Source organism: Bradyrhizobium agreste, assembly GCF_016031625.1.
Lineage (GTDB): Bacteria > Pseudomonadota > Alphaproteobacteria > Rhizobiales > Xanthobacteraceae > Bradyrhizobium > Bradyrhizobium agreste.
The window spans coordinates 183,865-203,805 of the sequence record NZ_JACCHP010000007.1 but is presented as its reverse complement, the minus strand read 5'-3'; the positions used below and the strand labels follow the sequence as shown (position 1 = coordinate 203,805).

Genomic DNA, 19,941 nt, shown 5'->3' with positions numbered 1-19,941 from the left:
GATATGCGATGTGCCATCTGCGATGGCGATGACCGATTTTTCTCTGGGGCAACGCGGACGGTTGGAGATCCGGAATGCTGCTTAGCCGCTGGAGCGCACGAATAGGAAACGTCATGCGACCTCACATTGCCGGTGTCATCGTTCATTCTTTGGCCCTCGCGATGGGTGCGCTCGTGCTTGCGATCTGGTCCGGATTGTCTTCGGCTGCGGTGGCGGCAGAGTGTCAAGCTTGGCGACTGCCCGCGAAATTCAATGCCGTCGAGGACAGCGGATTCTTTGTCGTCTTCAGCATGACAAGAAGGAGCGAAAACGAATACGATGGCACGGTTTACTACAATGATTGGAAGACTTATCGCGAGGTCAAAGGAAGAGCGACGGCCCGTTTGGATGGACCAAAGCTCGACATCACCGCGGAGTGGGCGACGATGCCAACCGGCGGCGGGCATTTCACTTACTACAAGGGCACGATAGACGGATCAGGATTTATCGGCGGCTTGAGGAGGAACCCGCTCCTTCCGGAGGGCGACAAGAACCGGGAGGTGTTTTTCAAAAGCAAGCAGCAGGCCACTTGTGTGACCACTTCGTCTCATAACAACAGCGGCGGAATCAGGGACCGGATCGAGGCGATAAAAAAGGCGCAGCAAGGTTCCGCATCTTCAACGCCTTCACCAGCGTCGCCGACGCCTCCGACGCGACCCAGCGCACAACGAGCTGAGCAGAACATCAATCGCCTCGGCCGCGACTATCGGCATTTCGAAGTTCCGATCGAACGGTACCAGAGCTGCCTCGAAGCCTGCGAAGCCGACGGCCAGTGCAAGGCTTACACTTACGTCCGCGCCGGCGTGCAAGGACCTCGGGGTGTCTGCTGGCTGAAAGACAGTGTTCCGGCCAAGAGTGCAAATCGCTGCTGCGTATCGGGTGCCCTCCGATAAACCGCATTGGCGAGGATCGTTAGGGGAGAACGTTTCCAAGCGCAAATGATGCTTGTGCGCAGACCCTTAACCGTGCACCCGCCCATCTTCAAGACGCTATCAAAACAACTATCTCGTAACCGAAGTGTCGGACGGCGAGAGCGCAATCTATGTCGTCAGGGGCACGACGTCTGTTGAAAATGTTAGCACGTCGGCTGCGACATTCTGCATCAGGAAAAAGCGGCAACCGCTCCCGCACGACTGGCAACGCATCGGTGACGAAGCAGATCTATCTCAATAGGGCAATGGCGCATCAGACGTTTGTCCTGTATCTTTCACGCTCGGGTTGTAGAATTTCCGCGAGAACACAGGCGGCGGGCACCGATGGCACGTGCAGATGCGATTCTTGAAGCAGTGAAGCAAATTCATGAGACGCCGCTAACGCCCGATGGCTGGGCGCGCGCGTTGGCGTCGATCGCCGGTGCCTTGGGCAGCGAGCGCGGCATCCTGCTGGTACAAAACGCGAGCCGAAAGCCTGAGTATGCGGTGAGCTTCGAGATGACTTCTGAGCAGACGGTCGGATTCGCCGGCGTGGCCGCCAATGGGTCCGATCTCTGGGAGACCATCCGGGCGCTGCCGGTCGGCTCCGTGGCACCGACCTCCGCGCTTCTGCCCGACCGCGAGTACGCCCGGACACGTTTCTACAACGAGGGAGTCAAGCCGTTGGGCGCCTTCTACGGCCTGGTGGTTTCGCCGCTCAGCACGCCGGAGTGGTTCATCCACCTCTCCACCGGCCGCCTGCTGGGCCGCCAAGATTATGATGCCGAGGACGTCGCGGTGATGCGGATGCTAGTACCGCATCTTCTCACTGCGCTGCACGTGGCCCACCGCCTGGCTGCCGCCGATCTCCGCACGGCGGCGGCGGGAAATGCGCTCGATCAGTTGGAGGCCGGCCTCATCCTGGTCGATGCGGCGACGAAAATCCTGTTCGCAAACCGAACCGCCGCGGCGATCCTCGCCCGCAATGACGGTCTTGGTGTCGATCGGGATGGCGTCTGCGCTGGCGATCACCACGCTACCCGGGTGTTGCGCCGTCTGATTGCGAGTTGCGTGGGTGTTGCTATCGTCAACGGCTGGCCTGGCGGAAGGATTGAGGTTCCGCGTACGGATGGGCGCCACGCCTTGCGCATAGCGGTCGCGCCATTTCGAGCGGAGGAGGCGCAGATCGGTACGCCCTGGCTTGGCGCTGCGCGGCCGGTAGCGATTCTCATCATCACCGATCTTGAGCGAGAACAGCGCGTGCGAAAGGAAGACTTTCGTTATCGATTCGGGCTGACGAAGGCAGAGGCCGATGTGGCGTTGGAAATTCTCAAGGGTGACGGACGCGACGCGGCCGGAGCCCGCCTTGGTATAACGTCCGCAACCGTCAGAGCGCATCTCAGCCACATCTTCGAAAAGACCGGCGTACGCCGACAGGCCGAGCTCGTCCGGCTACTGCTGGAAGGCGAGCGCCGGTTAACGAGCACTGCTGGCCAACCAAGGAGGTCAGTAGGCGATCCTTCAAGACCGAGCCACGACTGATCCAAAGTCTGTGCATTCGTAGGCCCGCGTTTCCAGCTAAGTCTGGACTTCCGCGGCCTATCTGCCGAAGTCCACCTTGGGGTCGCGCCGGTGTCTCGTTGCAGGCCGGCATTGCATATGGTTTCCTCGACGCTGAGGTAGCGTGGTCTCTGTCATGCCCCGCGAAGGCGGGAAGCATCCAGTACGCCGCGGCCTATCGATTCTAGCCTCACTGTCTCTGGAATACTGGATCGTCCGCCTTCCGCGGACGATGATAGCGGAGGGGGTGCCCAACAACAAAAAACGCCGGCTCGCGCCGGCGCTTTTTTTCCGTGATCCGCTCCCGCTCAGTCGAACAGCGCGTCGATGTCGTCCTGCGAGGCGTGGCCGACGTCGCCGGCGAGCTTGGGGCCGTTGAGGAGCTTCTCGTCCTCGCTGCGGTTGTCGACCTGCGCCGGCACATGGGACTTGATCGCGTCGACGCCGCCCCAGATCTCCATCATCGCATTGATGTGCTGCTCGATGAACTTCATCGTGGTCATGACCTTGCTGATGCGCTGGCCGGTCAGGTCCTGGAAGTTGCAGGCTTCGAAGATCGAGATGACGCGTTCCTGGATGTCGTCGGCAAGGCGCTTCTGCTGATCGATCGAGTCCACCTTGGACATCGCGCTGGCCGCCTGGTCGATCGATTCCGCGGCTTCGAGGATCTGCTGGGTCGCCTGCTCGGTGCCGCCGACCACCGCGCCGAGCTCGCCGTTGACCTTGGCCATCTCGCCGCCGTCGAAGCTCTTGCCGTGCAGCGTCGCGATCTCGCGCTTGGTGCGGTCGATGGCGTCGTGGATGAGGTCGAGCTCGACCTTCAGCTTCTCGCATTGCTCGATCTGCGCCCGGTAGGTCTCGAGCATGGTGCGCGCTTCGGCAAGCTCGTGCGCGGTCGAGGCATCGATCGCCGCCATCGCGGCGCTGCCGGACAGCGGGGCCGCGACGATGCCCTTCGCCATCTGGGCGCGGATCGCGCGCAGCTCGGCCATGATCTCGCTGTGCATCGGGGGTGCCTCTTCCGTTACGTCTAGAATGGGCATCTCGCCACCGACGATATCTTCGACGCGAAAACGCTTGCGGTGAACAGCCATCAGGATACTCCCCCCACCTCACTCACGCGTCTTTGTAGGCAGAAGCGATTTAACACGAAGTTCACAACCGGAACTGTTGTGCGGCGTCGCGCGACGCGGCGCAAAGAAGCGATTAACCATGGCCGCGCGGCGTTCATCGAAAATAAACGCTGATCGCCAAATTGCAGGCGCGCTCGCGACGTGGTGAATCGAAACGCGCTTTCCGTTTACCAAACAAAACGGCTTTTGCTTTTTATTGACCACGTCGAAGAGCGCGGATCAGCCACCGGCTCTCCACGACGCATGTGATCTAGACGAAACAGTACAGAGTACGTCGATGTTCAAGAAAATGTCTGTCGCGCTGCTCGGCAGCGCTTGCACCTTCGTGGCCGGCGCGAACGACGCCAGCGCCTTCGACAACAGCGTGCCGAACAATCCGCCCGCAGTGCTGTACCAGTCGCGCGTGCCGCCGGCGCCGGTGCGCGTGGCGTCCAATTCCAACATGGGCGGTGGCTTCATCGAGTTCCTGTTCGGCGATGGCCCCGGCCGCGGCCCGGCCTACGCGCCGGAGCAGCCGGTGTATCAGCAGCAGCCGGGCTATTACGACCAGCGGCGCCTGCCGCCGATGGGCGAGCCGCAGATGCAAGGCGGATATCAACAGGGCGGATATCAGCAGGGCGCCTCTCTCCAGCAGGAGGCGGTCGATCCGCGGCAGCGTCCGTTCGATCCGAAATTCGAGAAACAGCTCGTTGACTATGGCGGCAAGGAAAGCCCGGGCACGATCGTGGTCGATACGCCGAACAAGTTCCTCTACCTCGTCGAAGGCAACGGCCGGGCGCTGCGCTACGGCATCGGCGTCGGTCGTCCCGGCTTCACCTGGTCCGGCGTGAAATCGATCACCGCCAAGCGCGAATGGCCGGACTGGACGCCGCCGGCGGAAATGCTCGCGCGCCGGCCCGACCTTCCCAGGCACATGGAAGGCGGTCCGGAAAATCCGCTCGGTGCCCGCGCGATGTATCTGGGATCGACGCTCTATCGCATCCATGGCTCCAACGAGCCCTGGACCATCGGCACCAACGTCTCCTCCGGCTGCATCCGCATGCGCAACGAGGACGTCATCGACCTCTACGGCCGCGTCAATGTCGGCACCAAGGTTGTGGTGATGTGAACCGTCATGCGCTCGATGGAGCGGTCAAATCCGCGTGCCGCGTCGGCTCCAACTGCGCGGCATCGAAGAGGACGCTGCCGCCGCCGAACGTCTGCCTGAACGGTCCTACGTCTGCTGACGATGCCTCGACCCGGGACGAGGGACGGCGGAGCGGCGCCGGCGAGTTGATGAAGGCGAATGCGGTGCGCGAGCCGAGTGGTTCAGCCGCCGCACCGACAGCTCTGCCTTCCTGAGGCGCTCGTGCAGCCCCTCCAACTCGTTCAATTCGGTGATGAGATGTGTTGTGACGTCGCTCAGTGTCGCAATGCGCTGCTGAAGTGGACTCATTCTTAAAACCCCCGACTGTGCCAAGAGAGGCAGCCACGGCGTGTGGGATACGCAGCGTGTTCTTTCAGTTGAACACCCATGTCCAAATTTGGAAATCCGGGAGTCTACGGCAGCGTGTGTCGGAGGGCGATTTCGCTCCGTATGGTGAAGTCAGGCGCACGTCGTGATCTTCTGCTCAGTGCTGTCCGACAATCGCATGCACTAGTCATATTATATTGAACGGGCCCTCTTTGGCGTGGGGACAGAGCAGACGCATTGAGCTCTGCTTGAAAAGAAATCGGCCGCCCGGAGGCGGCCGTTGCACATCTGTCGATCGGATGGGCCTACGCGTAATCGCTGCCGCCGTCGTCATTGCCGAAGTCGCTGTCGCCGGCCGCTGTGTCGAAGCTGTCGTCGCGATCGTCGCCGTAGTTCTGGTCGTTGTTGTCGCGATCGTTCGACGCCGGATCGAAGAAGCCGTGACGGGACTCCCGGTTCGAGCCGATGTCGTCGAGGCCGGCATCGTGCGCGAGCGAGCCGCCGGACTGATCGACGCCCCCGCTCCAGGGACTGCGGTCGCCGAGCGCGTTGGTGTCGCCAAAAGCCTGCTGGTGCGATCCGCCCATCATGCCGCGGATGCTCGACAGCAGCAGCGAGCCGCCGACGACGCCGGCCGCGGCCGCCGCCGCCGTGCCGAGGAATGAGCCGCCGCCACCGCCAATCGGCCCAGCGCCATAGCCCTGACCCGGACCCTGGCCATAGGCCTGTCCGTAAGGCGGCGCGCCGTAGCCCGGCTGGGTCTGCTGCATCGCCTGGCCGCTGTTCCAGACCGGCCGCTGCTCACGCGGCGGCACGTTCGGAACCGAGCCGCGCGATGGGCTCGATCCGAACAGCGTGTCGCGCATGGTCTCGAGGAAGCCGCCGGACTGCGCCTGCCCGGGCGCATGGGCCGCTTCCAGCTCCTGGATGCGGGCATTGGCGCGCTTCAGCGCTTCGTCCTGGACCAGCGTGGTCTGCACCAGCGCATAGATGGCGCCGGGCGCCTTGCGTAGGCCGTCGGAGATCGCGGCGATCGCATCGGGATCGCGCGGTGCATTCTCCAGCTTAGAAAGCCGGTCAAAAAGGTCGTCGACGAGCTGGCGTTCCTGCGGCGTCATGATCTGTCTCCTTCGCGCGAAACCAAGCGCGAGAGGAGATGTAGGGTTCCATTATGGCCCCAACAGTGCCGGCCGGATTAAATTTCGGTATGCGACAAGCTGCCTCTGGCGCGCTTTTCGCCGTTCATCCCAGTGTTACGTTGCTGTCTGCCAGCAGGCGCGCGAAGGCGTCGCCCGCGAGATAGGCGTGCTCGCGCTCGCGAACGTCGGTCATGGGGTCGAGGCCGGTGAGCACATCATCGACGAAGCCGGGATGGCACATCACGAGGCCGCCGTCGGGGAGGCCTTCCAGGAATTGCCGCATCAGCGCGCCGAAATCGGCGGCGCGCGTGAAATCATAGGCGCCGGCGAAGCCGGGGTTGAAGCTGAGGCCGGCACTGCCGGCGCGGCGGCGGAATTGCGCGCTGAGGATATCGAGCACCATGGCCTTCGGTGAGGCCAGCCGCTGCCGAAGCGGCAGGTCGCGGCCGCACTGGCGCACCCAGGCCTTTGGTGCAGCCTCGACCACCGCATCGACGAAGCCGTCGCGCACCTGCGGGTAGAGCTGCACGTGCTGGTGACCGTCGACGAAGTCAGGGGCGCGTCCGAACGCGTCCATGAAGGCGGCCAGCTGCGCCTTCACCTCGTTGCGGATGATTTCACGGTCGAGCCGGCGCATCAATCCGGCGCGCAGCAGCTTGGGAAAGGCGAGGAACATGTCGCCGTCCAGGGGGCGGAAATGCATGGTGAGGGGGCGGAACGGCGCCGACAGCGTCACGTGCAATCCGATCGCGCAACGCGGGCTTTGCGTTGCCGAAGCAGAAAGCGCCTCGATGTCGCTGCGCGCGATCGCCGGCCCCACCATCATCACCGAGGTGGCGTTGAGGCGGCCGCGTTCGATCAGGTCGCGGATGGCGCGGTTGACCCCCGGGCTGATGCCGTAATCGTCGGCGCAGAGCCAGATCCGCCGCGCCCTCGCGGCCACGCTCATTCGGCTGCCGTCCTGCTCGCGGCCTCATCGGCCTTGCCGGCTTCGAAATGCTTCTCGCTGTGCTCGGCGACGAAGTAGATCGGCCGCGCCTTCAGCTCGGAGAGGATCTTGCCGATATATTCGCCGACGATGCCGATCATGATGAGCTGCACGCCGCCGATCGTCATCAGGCCGACCACGAGCGAGGGATAGCCGGGGACCTGTTTGCCGGTCGTGAACACCTCCCAGAGAATCGAAAGGCCGAACAGGAAGGCACCCCCGGCGAGAATGACGCCGAGCAGGCTGGCGAAGCGCAACGGCGCCACCGAAAAGGACGTCAGTCCCTCGATCGAGAGGCCGAGCAGGCTCGCGGCGTTGAAGGTGGTGACGCCATGTGCACGTGCTGCGGGCTCGTAGTCGACGCGGATCTGGCGGAAGCCGATCCAGCTGGCGAGGCCCTTGAAGAAGCGGTTGCGTTCCGGCAACTGCCTCAGCGCAGCGACCGCGCGCGGCGACAGCAGGCGGAAATCGCCGGCGTCCTCCGGAATCTTCTGGCGGGCGCCCCAATTGATCAGCGCGTAGAAGCCGTGCACCGCGAGCCGGCGCAGGAAGGGCTCGTTGTCGCGATGCGCCTTGGCGGTGTAGACGACGTCATAGCCGTCATCGATCCAGTGCCGCACCAGCTGTTCGACCAGCGCCGGCGGATGCTGGCCGTCGCCGTCCATGAACATCACGGCGCCGAGGCGGGCATGGTCCAGGCCCGCCATCAGCGCGGCCTCCTTGCCGAAATTGCGCGACAGCGACACCACCTGAACGTCGATGGCGTCGGCCGGCAATGACCGCGCGATCGACAGCGTCGCATCCTTGCTGCCGTCGTCGACATAGACGACCTCGCAAGACAGGCGATAGCGCTGCCGCAGGGTCTTGGCGAGTTCGCAGATGCGCTGGTGCAGAGCGGTGAGGCCCGCCGCTTCGTTGTAGACGGGGATGACGATCGACAACCCCTTCGCTGCGGCGGTGCTTGCGGTGGTCGTCATGCCGGAAACGTCAGAGCCCAGCGTCATCGATCGAGGTTCCAGAGGCGTTTAGGTCTTCTCAACAGTATATGGTAGCAGCCGTTTGCTGTCGCAAAGCTGAACGGAACGGACCTGGGACTCACCGCCGCAGGAACGCCTCGAGCTTGGCGAACAGCGGGTTCTCCCGGTCGAACACGTAGTCGAGCGACACCACCGAGACGGTCTCGGCGCCATGCTCGCGCAGGAAGCTCGCCAGCGCGTAGAGCTGCCCCGGTGGGCAGTGCAGGGTCAGCATGCCTGACGAGGTCGGACCGCCGAACGGGGCCTCCACGCCGAACCGGCTGTGGGCTTCGCCGAGCAGGGCGGCATCGCATTGCCGGAAGCGGGTGCGGACTTCCCGGTACTTGTTGGCCCGCGCCCGTGCGGCGATGTGATCGAGAATGACGCGCGCCGTCTCGCGCGCCTGCGGCGACCAATCGGCCTCCTTGGCAGCCACCAGATTGGCCTGGCTGCGCAGGATCACGCCGTCGTCGAGCACCCGCAGGCCGTTGGCCGCGAGCGTCGCGCCGGTCGTGGTGATGTCGACGATCAGCTCGGCGCTGCCGGCCGCCGGCGCGCCTTCGGTCGCGCCCGCGCTTTCGACGATGCGGTAATCGGTGATGCCGTGAGCCTGGAAGAAGCCGCGGGTGAGGTTGACGAACTTGGTCGCCACCCGCATCCGCATGTGATGCTGCTCGCGGAAGCCGGTGGTGACGTCGTCGAGGTCGGCCATGGTGCGGACGTCGATCCAGGCCTGCGGCACTGCGACGACGACGTCGGCATAGCCGAAGCCGAGCCCTTCGATCAGCGATACGCGCTTGTCGGCATCGGCGATGTTCTCGCGCACGAGATCTTCGCCGGTAACGCCGAGATGGGCAAAACCGCGGGACAATTGCGCGGCGATCTCGCTCGCCGAGAGATAGGCGACCTCGACATTGTCGAGCCCTGCGATGGTGCCGCGATAGTCGCGGGCGCCGCCGGCTTTCGACAGCTTGAGGCCGGCGCGGGCAAAGAAGGCCTCGGTGTTTTCCTGCAGGCGGCCCTTGGAGGGAACGGCCAGAACGAATGGCGCGCTCATGATTTTACGCTCCCACCTTGCGGCCGATCCGGTTCAGCGCGTCCACCCAGACCGAGAAGCCGACCGCGGGGATCGGCTCGGCTGAGCCGAGCTGGGTCAGCAGCCCGTCATAGCGGCCGCCGGCGACCAGCGGCTCGGCGCCGTTGCCCCTGTGATGCAGTTCGAACTCGAAGCCGGTGTAATAATCGAGCCCGCGCCCGAACGCGGTCGAGAAACGGGTCTGCTTCACGTCGATGCCGCGCGCGGCCATGAAGCCGACCCGGCTCTCGAGCTGATCGATCGCAGAGGCGAGATCGAGCTTCGCGTCCGTCGTGAGCGCGCGCAGCTCGGCGATGGCATCGTCGGGATTGCCCGAAATCGACAGGAAGCGCTTGAGCACGGCGATCGCCTCGCGCGGCAGCGCGCCACCCTTCAGTGTCGATTGCTCGAGGAAGCGATCGGCGATTTCGGCCGTGGTGCGGCCGCCGACATTGGTGGTGCCGGCGATCGACATCAGATCGGTGACGAAGGCGAGCGCCGCCTTGCGGTCGGAGCCGGCAAGGGCCGCCAGCACGCCCTCATACTCGCTGCGTGTCGCGGTGGCCGCGGCCGCCAGCCGCTCCAGATCCTGCTCCAGGCTGATCTTGCGGTTGAAATCCTTGATCAGGCGGCGGCGCCAGACCGGATAGAGGTTGAGCGCGTCGAGCAGCGCATTGAACAAGGCGACGTCGCCGGTGCGGATCTCGACGTCGCGGACGCCGAAGGCGGCCGTCGCCTCCAGCGCCAGCGCCAGCATCTCGGCATCCGCCGCGGCGCGGTCCTGACGGGCGAATGATTCGATGCCGGCCTGGAGGAATTCGCTGGCTTGGCCGCTACGGTAGCGGAACACCGGACCGAGATAGCTGAACCCCGCCGGCTGGCCGGCGCGCCCCGAGGCCAGATAGTCGCGCGCGACGGGAATGGTCAGGTCCGGGCGCAGGCAGAGCTCCTCGCCGGAGAGGTCGGTGGTCAGGTACAGGCTCTTGCGGATGTCCTCGCCAGAGAGGTCCAGGAACGGCTCGGCCGGCTGCAGGATGGCGGGCTCGGCCCTGACATAGCCGGCCTGCGCGAACGACAAGAGCAGCGTATCCGCCCAGGCGGCGGAGCCGGCAGCATTTGAGGTGGCAGTCGCGGTCATCTCAGGGGTCCATCGTCCCGGCGGAACCGGGCAGGGCAAGGGGAGGCGAATTGGCGCAGCCCTTAGCATGACCGATGCGCGGTTTCGACCTCCAAAGGATCAATCGCTTAACGGGCCAATGCGCAGGATCAGGCTCCCTTGCCGCTCCAATCCCCCAGCACCGCCTGCACGAGCGTCAGGGCGGCGACCGCGGCCGTATCGGCCCGCATGATGCGGGGGCCGAGCGCCAGCCGCAGGATCCTGGGCTGGCGCAGCAACAGCGCCCGCTCGTCCTCGGCAAAACCGCCCTCGGGGCCGATCAGCACGTCGATCCCGTGTCCGGCCTCGCGTGCGCCTTGCAGGCCCTGAATGGGATCCTGGACCTCCGCCGCCTCGTCGCAGAAGATCAGCAGGCGATCGGCGGGACGCTGGCTCAGGAAGCGCTCCAGCGGCACCGGCTCGGCCACGCCGGCGATGCTGAGGATGCCGCATTGCTCGGCCGCCTCGACCACATTGGCGCGCATCCGCTCGGTGTTGACCCGGGACGCCTGGGTGAACCGGGTCAGGACCGGCTGCAGGGTGGCGGCGCCCATCTCGATGGCCTTCTGCACCATGTAGTCCAGCCGGGCATGCTTGAGCGGGGCGAAGACGTAGGTGAGGTCGGCGAGCCGGTCCTGGGGCCGGGTCTGCTGGAGGATCACGAGGCCGTCCGGCCGCTTGCGGCCTTCGATGGCGGCCTGCCACTCGCCATCCCTGCCGTTGAAGGCCAGGACCTCGGCCCCGGCCGCCAGCCGCAGCACATTGCCGAGATAATTGCTCTGGTCGCGGTCGAGCGGCACCCTGGCGTCCTGGGCCAGGGGGGCATCGACGAACAGGCGGGGGGCGCGAAAATCGTGGGAAGGCATCGCTTGGGGTCCGATTACCGGGCGTTCTTAACCGAAAGGCGCCATTTCGGGGGTAAATATTGCCGAACTGGTGCGTCCCAGCGCCGCGCTCTCGCCCTATTCCACGGGTTGTTAAGCGCCGGCGGGAATCGTAAAAACGCGAACACGCTGGTCGCGCTTCAATTGGGAAGCTCTGAACCCCGTAAGCTCCTGCCGGAGAGACTATCTTGATGATCCGTCATTTGATGGTTCCGATCGCTGCCGCCATGGTCGCCATGAGTGCCGCGGGCGCGCATGCGCAAAGCGCGTTCCCGGCGCCGCTGCCCAACCAGGCTGCCGCCAATTCTCCATTTCCTCCGGTCAACGGTTCGGCACCGACCGCTTCGGTCGGTGCGGCACCGCAATCGTCCTTTCCCGTGAACGGCGCTGCCCCGATCGGCGGCGCCGGCGCCTTCAGCGCGGCTCCGCCGACGCAGGCCGGTCCCGGCGAGGACTGCATGAAGGGGTTCGTGCCCCTGCGCGAAGAGGCCGAGAAGCGCGGCAAGCTGATCAAGGCCGCGAGCGACCGTCACGCGTCGCCGGACGAGGCCTGCAAGCTGATCCGCAATTTCAGCCAGGCTGAAGTCAAGATGATCAAGTACGTCGAGACCAATGCCGCCAAATGCGGAATCCCGCCGCAGATCGGCGCGCAGCTGAAGGACGGTCACAAGAACACCGAGGCCATGCAGACCAAGGTCTGCAACGTCGCGCTACAGATGCAGAACCAGCCGCGCGGTCCGGCCGGTCCGTCGCTGAGCGAGGTGCTGGGCTCGGGCTCGGCGCCCGAGGCCAACGCGGGCAAGAAGGGCGGCAGCACCTTCGATACGCTCAACGGCAACGTCCTGACCCGATGATACGCGTGCCGCCGATTTGAAGTTCCTGCGGTGCTTGCCGCGAGATCCTCATAGGAACTTCAAATCGATAAGCGGCACGTGAATTATGGTTTTCTGGCTAGTGCCCTTGTAGTCTTCGAAGTTCGTACCGGAATGCGCCGCGATGGAATACGAACTTCGAAAACTGGGCACTAGCACATCCGCCCGCGTTGCCGATTCCACCGGCAACTGGGTCGATACGCTCGCGCCGCATTGGGCGCGGCCCTACCTGCGCCTGTCCCGCTTCGATCGCCCGATCGGCTCCTGGCTTCTCTTGATGCCATGCTGGTGGTCGGCAGCGCTGGCCGCCGGCATGGCGCATGACATTCGCGGCCTGCCGCTCACCATCGTGCTGTTCTTCATCGGCGCTTTCGTCATGCGCGGGGCCGGCTGCACCTGGAACGACATCACCGACCGCGACCTCGACGACAAGGTCGAGCGCACGCGCTCGCGGCCGCTGCCGTCGGGGCAGGTCACCACCAGGCAGGCGCTGGTCTTCATGGTCGCGCAGGCGCTGGTCGGTCTTGTGGTGCTGCTGCAATTCAACCGCTTCGCGATTGCGACCGGCATTGCCTCGCTCGTGATCGTCGGGATTTATCCCTTCATGAAGCGGATCACCTGGTGGCCGCAGATCGTGCTCGGGCTTGCCTTCTCCTGGGGCGCGTTGATGGGCTTTGCCGTCACCTTCGGCCGCATCGACGCCACCGCGCTCGTGCTCTATGCCGGCGCGATCTCCTGGGTGATCGGCTATGACACGATCTACGCCCATCAGGACGCCGAGGACGACGCGCTGATCGGCATCAAGTCGACCGCGCGCCTGTTCGGCGCGCATACGCATCAGGCGCTGATCCTGTTCTACGGGCTCGCGGTGATGCTGATCGGCGTCGCGCTGGCATCTGGGGAAGCGCGCTGGCCGGCCTGGCTCGGCCTTGCCGCCTTCGCCGCGCATCTGGCGTGGCAGATCGTGCGGTTGAAGATCAACGATCCCGAGCTGTGCCTGCGCCTGTTCAAGTCGAACAAGCATGCGGGCGCGCTGCTGTTTGCGGGATTGCTCGCGGACGCGGTGATGCGGGCGAGCTAAATCCCAATCGATTGCCGTCGAGCCGACGAACTCACAGCCACCTAAGCTGGGGCGGGCTGACAAGGGTTGTCTGGCCAAGAATTTCGGCTGCCGCGGCCAAGAGTGCCCTTGATGAGGACTTGTCGCCGAGCTTCTCATAGGCTTGCGCGGCCCCCAACAACGAATAGCCGACGCTCGGAGAATGGTCCCCATTCTCTCGTTTGAAAATCTCTAGCGCGTCCGAAAAGCGAGCCATGGACTCCCGGAAGCGATTTGCCTCTAGATAAACGAGCGCGAGGTTGAACGAATTCTCGCCGACTGCAGCACTTCGGCGGCCGCCATACTTGGCTGAAATCTCTACCGCGCGAACGAGATCCGTTGCGGCGGCCTCGAAGTCCTTGCGGGTTGCACTAAGCTCTGCCCGCAGTTGCAGAAAGTTCCGATAGCCTTGCTTCCTGTCAGAGGGATGGGGACCAATCAGGTCACTCGTTCGGGCCAGAATACGAACTGCCGCCTGCGTGTCGCCGTTGCGCAAGCGAAGGCGTCCGAGTTGAGCGAGATTGGCCAGGAGCACCGGACTTTCGCGGCCATAATTGTCTTCGAGGATGTTCTGGACGCGCTCGGAAAACACGATGGCTTCGGTTGGCGAGGTCTGAGCGATCGCGATCAATGCCAACTGATCGAGCGCAACGCTCGCCCGCAGAACATGGCCCAGCGCTTCCCATCCCTTGCGTGCGGCATTGATCTCGCTTCGGGCTTCGTCGAGGCGTCCCATCCTGCGAAGCAGCGAACCGAGCGCAAGATGGTTCGACGCGGCCTGGTCGCTCTGCGGCCCAAAGGATTGCTCATCTATTGCGAGCGCGCGACGAAGCAACTCAATTGCCCCCGCTTGGTCGCCGGAACTGCTGGTCGTGGCCGCGAGCGAACGTAGCGCGACCGCAGTGGCGGGGTGGTTGGATCCAAGCTGCGTTTCGGTCAAGGCGAACTCGGCACGCTGGATCTCGACCGCTTCGTCGAACTTGCCTTGCACGAAGAGCAAACCGCTCAGCCGGTCGATTGCGTTTCGCCTGGTCGGGAAATCAGGCTGGTAGAGACGCTTCGCCATCGCGAGCGCATCGCGAACGTGATTTTCGGCGCCCACCATGTGGTCTGCTGCCAGTTCGACTTCGGCCTTGGCAATCAGCAATTCGATCCTGAGTGCATGATCGGCGGGCGGAAAATTGTCGACAATGCGGGTTGCACGGTCAAGGTTGAGACGCGCGTCGTCTAGTTTATCTTGTGCAAGATCGACGCGAGCCAGAAAGACAATCGTTGAGACCTGGGGTGGTTGATCGGGACCAGTGCTGCGCTCGCTGATGCCTCGCGCCCGACTCGCCAGCGCGCGTGCGGCATCGAAGTGCGCCTCCTCCCAGGCCAGGTTTGCCGAGGTCAGCAACGCTCCCGTGATCACGGGGCTTTCGTTTCCAAATCGATCGGCGTAGATCGCAAGCGCTCGTTCAAGATTGGCCCTCGCTTCCGGTCTCTTGCCAACCCGCCTCAACAGCTCAGCCAGGTTGGTCAGGTCTGCCGCCACGGCTTCGCTTTGCGGACCAAGGATTTTTTCGTCAATCGCAAGCGCTTGCCGGTAGTGATCCTCGGCCTGGCCGTTCCGCCCGCGCGCCATCTCAATCGAGCCGAGCACTTTGAGCGCGCCAGCATAGCGCGGATGCTCAGGCCCAAGCTTGGCCTTGTAAAGGTCGAGGCTCACGCGATTGAAGGTTTCGGCCTCGTCGAGCTTGCCCTGGATCAGCAAATTTTCCGAGAGCAGTAGAGAGTAGAGAGCGCCGGTGGTTGACTGGGACAGGGGAGAGCTGTTGATGACTGCGAGCACGCGCCGGAATTTTGCCTCGGCCTCGGCGGTAAGCCCTCTCTTGTCGTCGAGCGTAGCCAGATTGCCTAGAGTTTCGGCGGTCCAGCGGCTGTTTTCGGACAGCAGTTTCGTGCGGATAGCAAGCGCCTGATTGAGCTCGCTCTCTGCTTTGTCGTACTGAGCCCTATGCATATGGATCAGTCCCAGCGAGTTTAGCGCGGTCGCCCGGCCAAGCTCCGGCTGCTCGATCGCGAGAGACTTCAGAAGAGCGGCTTCTGCTTCATCATATCGGCTCTGGCGACGGTAAACTCCGGCGAGCTCGGTGTAGTGCCGTGCGGCATCTTGAGACCGGCCGGCGCCCCCGGCCTTATCGGTCTCGATGGCCTTGAGTAGCGCGGCGACGGCATCGTCATAGCGGGCCTGCTCGCGATAAATCAGACCGAGGCTTCCAAGGATTATCGATCGCGCATCTCTCGACGGCGTGGCCAGCTTCGCATCCATCTGGAGAGCCAATTGGAAAAGTTGTTCAGCTTCCCTAAACCTCTCTTGGGCTATCAGCGTCGACCCAAGTGACATTCTGACTTTGATCCGCTGTGGGGCGCCTTCGGCGAGAACGCGATCAACAACGTCGATCGCACGGATGTGTGCACGTTCCGCCTCGCTGGCGCGGCCTAACTGGCCATAAGCAGAGCCAAGGGCATCTAACGCAAGTCCCAGCGCCAGATTTTCAACCTTCGCTTCGTCGAACTTCTGTATGGACTGGCTCGCATAGCGGATGCACTCCTCGTGCTTGCCCAAATCCTCTTCCAATCCCGCCAGGTTGAGCAATGCGACCGCAAGGTTGGGATCGGAAGGCACGTAAAACCTCTGAGCATAATCGAGCGCCCGAAGGAAAAGTGGTTCTGCGTCCGCATATCGACGCAGCTTTTGGTAAAGCAAGCCCAGATCTTCCAAGCTGTTGATAAAGTGGCTCTCTTCGCCCGGTTGTGGTGGATCGACCAGGTGAAGGGCCTCCAGGAAGATGCGTTCGGCCTCATCGTTGCTGTTATTGCCCGATGATTGTCTGGCCTGCCTGATGAGAGCCGCGTTGAGGCGACGTCTTGAATCCCGGAGTAGCCCTGGATCCTTGCGGTGCCTGGTGTGGAAATCGAATTCCCGCCGCGCGACAGCTGCTTCTTCAACGGGTTTGCCGATAGCGTAATACAATTCCCCAAGCGCGCGAAATGCAGTGCCAATGTCTGGATCGGCTGGCGCGACGCGGCTCAATCCGATGCTCGTCTCGATCAGAAGTGGTTCTGCCTGATCGAAATGACGCAGAGCGAGATGGCTCCTTCCAATGCGCAATTGCGATCTGAGCAACCCCAAGAGAGCAGTTCCCGGAATCCCCCTGCGTATGTCCAAAGATTTCTGGTAGTGGGAAAGCGCCTCAGAATATCTTGCCTGGAGGTAGTCGATGTCGCCCAGTGAATCATGGAACCCTGCAAGACAGTATCGACTAGCGGTGCCAACAACCTCGTCGCAGCGCGTGAGGCCCATTTTCGCAAGCGTCTCGGCCCCGGACCAGTTGCGCTGTCTTATCAACTCGGAAACGACGCGGCTTATCGAGCGTGTGTCTTCGGCGGCATCTGCCGCCAGGGCGTTGTCTTTGGTCCATTGCTCGGTGATAATCAGGATCTGAGCGGCAAAAAAAATCGGAATACTAAAATACCGGCGAAATATCCCCACGGAGGTGTCTCCCGTCGCGAGCTTTGCGACCAGCGTATCACCCCGGGTTGAAATGAAGAAGGCCGCCACGCCCGCTAACTCCGGCCGGCTCAATTCCTCGCAATAATCTCGCGCTCGTCCCGATGAACCGGCAGCTCGCGGGCGATGCCCGTGCGACGGCGCATCAGGAATTTCGGGCGGCGGGCGCGGATCGCGTTGGCGCGGCGGCGGCGCGGCGTGGGCTTGCGGGCGCCCTCGTCGAGCTGCGGCAGTGCGAAGATCTCGCTCCAGATCGCCCAGGCCTGTGCGATCTCGTCCGCATCGGTGCTGATCAGCAGCGGAACGGACAGCGAAGGATCGCGGTGCACGAGGACGAGCGTCTGCGCTTCGTCGTTGCCGCGCAAGGCAACGCCGGTGAAGTCGGCGACGCGCACGTTGATCGCCATCTGCATGCCGCGCACGGCACGGCGCAGCACGACGCGCTCGCGATGAAGCTCGATCTGCCTGACATATCCGTCGGCGCGCGGATCATGCGCATCGAAGCGGACCGGAAGGGAAAGAGGGTCGAGCCGCAGGGAGCGGCTCGACCCGGCGGGGTTAGCCCCGCATGTTGCTGTTTGACGCCTCACGGCTTCGTTCTCCCCGCCGGGATTATGTTCCCGGTCGATGCGAGGACCTTAGCGCGCCCCGGTCCGAAACCGCTTAAAAAGGCTGGTTAACCCACTGTCACTTGCACCTCATGATTGACAAGACCTTGGCGCGCATGATTGACGAGACGTTGCGCCGATGTCGCGAATCTGAGCTTTTGGCGGGCTGAAAATGCTTGAAGTCCGCGCAATCAGGGCACATCTGTGGGTTCCGGTCCCGAACCCCGCCCCAACAGGATTTCGTTCGTGAACTCTTCACCAAGCTCGACGCTTTCGCCTGCCGCCAATCGCGACCTGTTCGATCAGTCCGCGCTCTCCGACCTCGCGCAGCGGCTGGTCGAGGCGGCCAGGCGCGCCGGCGCGGATGCGGCCGATGCGGTCGCGGTGCGCGGCGTCTCGCAGGGCGTCGAGGTCCGCGACGGACGCGTCGAGGAATCCGAGCGGTCCGAGGGCGACGACGTCGGCCTGCGCGTGCTGGTCGGCCAGCGCCAGGCGGTGGTCTCGACCAACGACGTCAGCGGCGATGCCGTCACCAAGCTCGCCGAGCGCGCGGTCGCGATGGCGCGCGTTGCGCCCGACGACAAATATGTCGGTCTCGCCGATCCCGCGCTGCTCGCGCGCGACTTCCCCGATCTCGATTTGCTCGATCCCGATGTGCCCACGACGGCCGAGCTCGAGCGCCGCGCGCTCGCGGCCGAAGCCGCCGCGCTCGCCGTCAAGGGCGTGACCAAGTCCGGCGGCGCCTCGGCCTCCGCGGGCATCGGCGGCATGGTGCTCGTCACCTCCACCGGCTTCCACGGCTCTTACTTGCGCTCCAGCCAGGGTATCTCGGCCACCGCCATCTCGGGCGAAGGCACCAGCATGGAGCGCGACTACGACTTCACCTCGGCGCCGCATGGCGCCGATCTGCTGTCGCCGGAAATCGTCGGCCGTTCCGCCGGCGAGCGCACCGTGGCGCGCTACAATCCGCGCAAGGTGGAGACCTGCAAGGTGCCGGTCGTGTTCGATCCGCGCGTCGCCGGCTCGCTGGTCGGCCATCTCGTCGGCGCCATCAACGGCGCCTCGATCGCGCGCAAGACCAGCTTCCTGAAGGACAAGCTCGGCCAGCAGCTGTTTGCGAAGAACATCCGCATCATCGACGATCCCCTGCGCAAGCGCGGCCTGCGTTCGCAGAGCTTCGATGCCGAAGGGGTCGCGGTGAAGCGGACCGCGCTGGTCGACGATGGCGTGCTGACGACCTGGCTGCTCGACTGCGCCACCGCGCGCGAGCTCGGCCTCACCACCACCGGTCACGCCCATCGCGGCGTGTCCTCCTCGCCCTCGCCGGGCCCGTACAACCTGCATCTCGAGCCCGGCACGCTGACGCCGGCCGAGCTGATCGCCGACATCAAACAGGGGTTCTACGTCACCGATCTGATCGGCTCCGGCGTCAACGGCGTCACCGGCGATTACAGCCGAGGCGCCTCCGGCTTCTGGATCGAGAACGGCGAGATCACCTATCCCGTCAGCGAGGTGACGATCGCGGGGCACCTGTTCGAGATCTTCAAGTCGATGCAGCCCGCCAACAATCTCGAATTCCGCTACGGCATCAATGCGCCGACGGTGCGCATCGAGGGTTTGACGCTTGGCGGACGCTGACGCGCACTCTCTCGACGACATCATCCTGACCCGCGACGCGGCGCTGCTGAAGGACACGGTGCGGGAGGCGGGCGCGCTGGCGCAGTCGATGTTCCGCAGCGAGCTCAGGAAGTGGACCAAGGGCGCGTCCTCGCCGGTGTCGGAGGCTGACATCGCGGTCAATGATCTGCTCGAATCGCGCCTGCGCGCTGCGACGCCCGATTATGGCTGGCTGTCCGAGGAGAGCGCCGACGATGCGGCGCGGCTGTCGCGGCGGCTGACCTGGATCGTCGATCCCATCGACGGCACGCGCAATTATCTCGGCGGTCACGACGAATGGTGTGTCAGCGTCGCGCTGGTTGAGGACGCGTCGCCGGTGCTCGCCGCCATATTCGCCCCGGCCACCGACGAATTCTTCTTCGCAACGCGCGGCCGGGGCACGACGCTCAACGACAAGCCGGTGCGCGCGACGCGCGGATCCGAGCTCGATTTCGCCCGCGTGGCCGGCCCGAAGCCGCTGGTCGAGCGGCTGAAGCCGTCACTCGGCGAGATCAAGCTGCACCGGCGGATCGGGTCGCTGGCGCTGCGGCTGTGCCGGGTCGCCCATGGTGCGCTGGATGCGGCTTTTGCGGGCGGCAACAGCCATGATTGGGACCTTGCGGCGGCCGATTTGATCGTGCAGGAAGCGGATGGTAGGATGAGCGACCTCTCCGGAGAACCCATCCTCTATAACCGCCGGGAAGTGGCGCACGGAGTGCTGGTGGCAGCGGGACGCGAACGTCATGCGGGCATTGTCGCGCATTTTCGCAACCGTCCCTTAGCCTAAGGCGCTTTCGTC

The 19,941-nt window shown here is 64.2% G+C and carries 16 protein-coding genes; 7 read left to right on the top strand and 9 right to left on the bottom strand.

Features of this window, described 5'->3' with window-relative positions; translation table 11 throughout:
* The first annotated feature begins 74 nt into the window (after window positions 1–74).
* Window positions 75–932: a PAN domain-containing protein gene (locus HZZ13_RS12540; protein ID WP_197959898.1), complete on the top strand. Its 858-nt coding sequence runs from the start codon at window positions 75–77 to the stop codon at window positions 930–932.
* Window positions 933–1,295: 363 nt separating this feature from the next.
* Entirely contained in the window at window positions 1,296–2,492 is a 1,197-nt protein-coding gene (locus HZZ13_RS12535) for a helix-turn-helix transcriptional regulator (protein ID WP_197959897.1), read from the top strand.
* A 326-nt stretch (window positions 2,493–2,818) separates the two neighbouring features.
* Here the strand turns inward: HZZ13_RS12535 and HZZ13_RS12530 are convergent, their stop codons facing one another.
* On the bottom strand, window positions 2,819–3,604 hold the full coding sequence (locus HZZ13_RS12530) for a protein phosphatase CheZ (RefSeq protein WP_197959896.1): 786 nt from the start codon (window positions 3,602–3,604) through the stop codon (window positions 2,819–2,821).
* A 316-nt stretch (window positions 3,605–3,920) separates the two neighbouring features.
* Here HZZ13_RS12530 and HZZ13_RS12525 point away from each other — a divergent pair, with 316 nt between their 5' ends.
* Window positions 3,921–4,751, top strand: a complete 831-nt coding sequence (locus HZZ13_RS12525) for a L,D-transpeptidase (protein WP_197959895.1) — start codon at window positions 3,921–3,923, stop codon at window positions 4,749–4,751.
* Window positions 4,752–5,401: 650 nt separating this feature from the next.
* On the opposite strand, the gene HZZ13_RS12520 is transcribed toward HZZ13_RS12525, so the two are convergent.
* The 6 genes from HZZ13_RS12520 to HZZ13_RS12495 all read right to left on the bottom strand — a co-directional run bounded on the left by HZZ13_RS12520 (window position 5,402) and on the right by HZZ13_RS12495 (window position 11,336).
* The gene (locus HZZ13_RS12520; protein WP_197959894.1) at window positions 5,402–6,214 is read right to left on the bottom strand and encodes a DUF2076 domain-containing protein; all 813 of its coding nucleotides are present in this window, start codon (window positions 6,212–6,214) and stop codon (window positions 5,402–5,404) included.
* Window positions 6,215–6,338: 124 nt separating this feature from the next.
* A complete protein-coding gene (locus HZZ13_RS12515; protein ID WP_197959893.1) occupies window positions 6,339–7,184 on the bottom strand; it encodes a ChbG/HpnK family deacetylase in 846 nt (281 codons plus the stop codon).
* A complete protein-coding gene (locus HZZ13_RS12510; protein WP_197959892.1) occupies window positions 7,181–8,227 on the bottom strand; it encodes a glycosyltransferase family 2 protein in 1,047 nt (348 codons plus the stop codon). The genes HZZ13_RS12515 and HZZ13_RS12510 overlap by 4 nt, the downstream gene beginning before the upstream one ends.
* A gap of 91 nt (window positions 8,228–8,318) precedes the next feature.
* A complete protein-coding gene (gene hisG, locus HZZ13_RS12505) occupies window positions 8,319–9,296 on the bottom strand; it encodes an ATP phosphoribosyltransferase (protein WP_197959891.1) in 978 nt (325 codons plus the stop codon).
* Window positions 9,297–9,300: 4 nt separating this feature from the next.
* Window positions 9,301–10,452 (bottom strand): ATP phosphoribosyltransferase regulatory subunit, encoded by a 1,152-nt coding sequence (locus HZZ13_RS12500; protein ID WP_197959890.1) that lies wholly within the window; start codon window positions 10,450–10,452, stop codon window positions 9,301–9,303.
* 128 nt (window positions 10,453–10,580) lie between these two features.
* Window positions 10,581–11,336 (bottom strand): 16S rRNA (uracil(1498)-N(3))-methyltransferase, encoded by a 756-nt coding sequence (locus HZZ13_RS12495; protein ID WP_197959889.1) that lies wholly within the window; start codon window positions 11,334–11,336, stop codon window positions 10,581–10,583.
* 209 nt (window positions 11,337–11,545) lie between these two features.
* Between HZZ13_RS12495 and HZZ13_RS12490 the strand changes: the two genes are divergently transcribed.
* Window positions 11,546–12,208: a hypothetical protein gene (locus tag HZZ13_RS12490; protein WP_197959888.1), complete on the top strand. Its 663-nt coding sequence runs from the start codon at window positions 11,546–11,548 to the stop codon at window positions 12,206–12,208.
* Window positions 12,209–12,350: 142 nt separating this feature from the next.
* Window positions 12,351–13,307 (top strand): 4-hydroxybenzoate octaprenyltransferase, encoded by a 957-nt coding sequence (gene ubiA, locus HZZ13_RS12485; RefSeq protein ID WP_197959887.1) that lies wholly within the window; start codon window positions 12,351–12,353, stop codon window positions 13,305–13,307.
* A 31-nt stretch (window positions 13,308–13,338) separates the two neighbouring features.
* Here the strand turns inward: ubiA and HZZ13_RS12480 are convergent, their stop codons facing one another.
* Together HZZ13_RS12480 and HZZ13_RS12475 are read right to left on the bottom strand one after the other, a co-directional pair.
* Window positions 13,339–16,929, bottom strand: coding sequence for a tetratricopeptide repeat protein (locus HZZ13_RS12480; RefSeq protein ID WP_197959886.1), 3,591 nt, complete (start codon window positions 16,927–16,929; stop codon window positions 13,339–13,341).
* A 20-nt stretch (window positions 16,930–16,949) separates the two neighbouring features.
* Complete coding sequence (locus HZZ13_RS12475) at window positions 16,950–17,468, bottom strand: DUF6101 family protein (protein WP_197959885.1); 519 nt, start codon at window positions 17,466–17,468, stop codon at window positions 16,950–16,952.
* Between the two features lie 264 nt (window positions 17,469–17,732).
* On the opposite strand from HZZ13_RS12475, the gene HZZ13_RS12470 reads away from it, so the two are divergent.
* Together HZZ13_RS12470 and HZZ13_RS12465 are read left to right on the top strand one after the other, a co-directional pair.
* The gene (locus HZZ13_RS12470) at window positions 17,733–19,124 is read left to right on the top strand and encodes a TldD/PmbA family protein (protein WP_197959884.1); all 1,392 of its coding nucleotides are present in this window, start codon (window positions 17,733–17,735) and stop codon (window positions 19,122–19,124) included.
* Window positions 19,111–19,929, top strand: a complete 819-nt coding sequence (locus tag HZZ13_RS12465; protein ID WP_197959883.1) for a 3'(2'),5'-bisphosphate nucleotidase CysQ — start codon at window positions 19,111–19,113, stop codon at window positions 19,927–19,929. Before HZZ13_RS12470 ends, HZZ13_RS12465 begins: the two co-directional genes overlap by 14 nt.
* The last annotated feature ends 12 nt before the right edge of the window (window positions 19,930–19,941 follow it).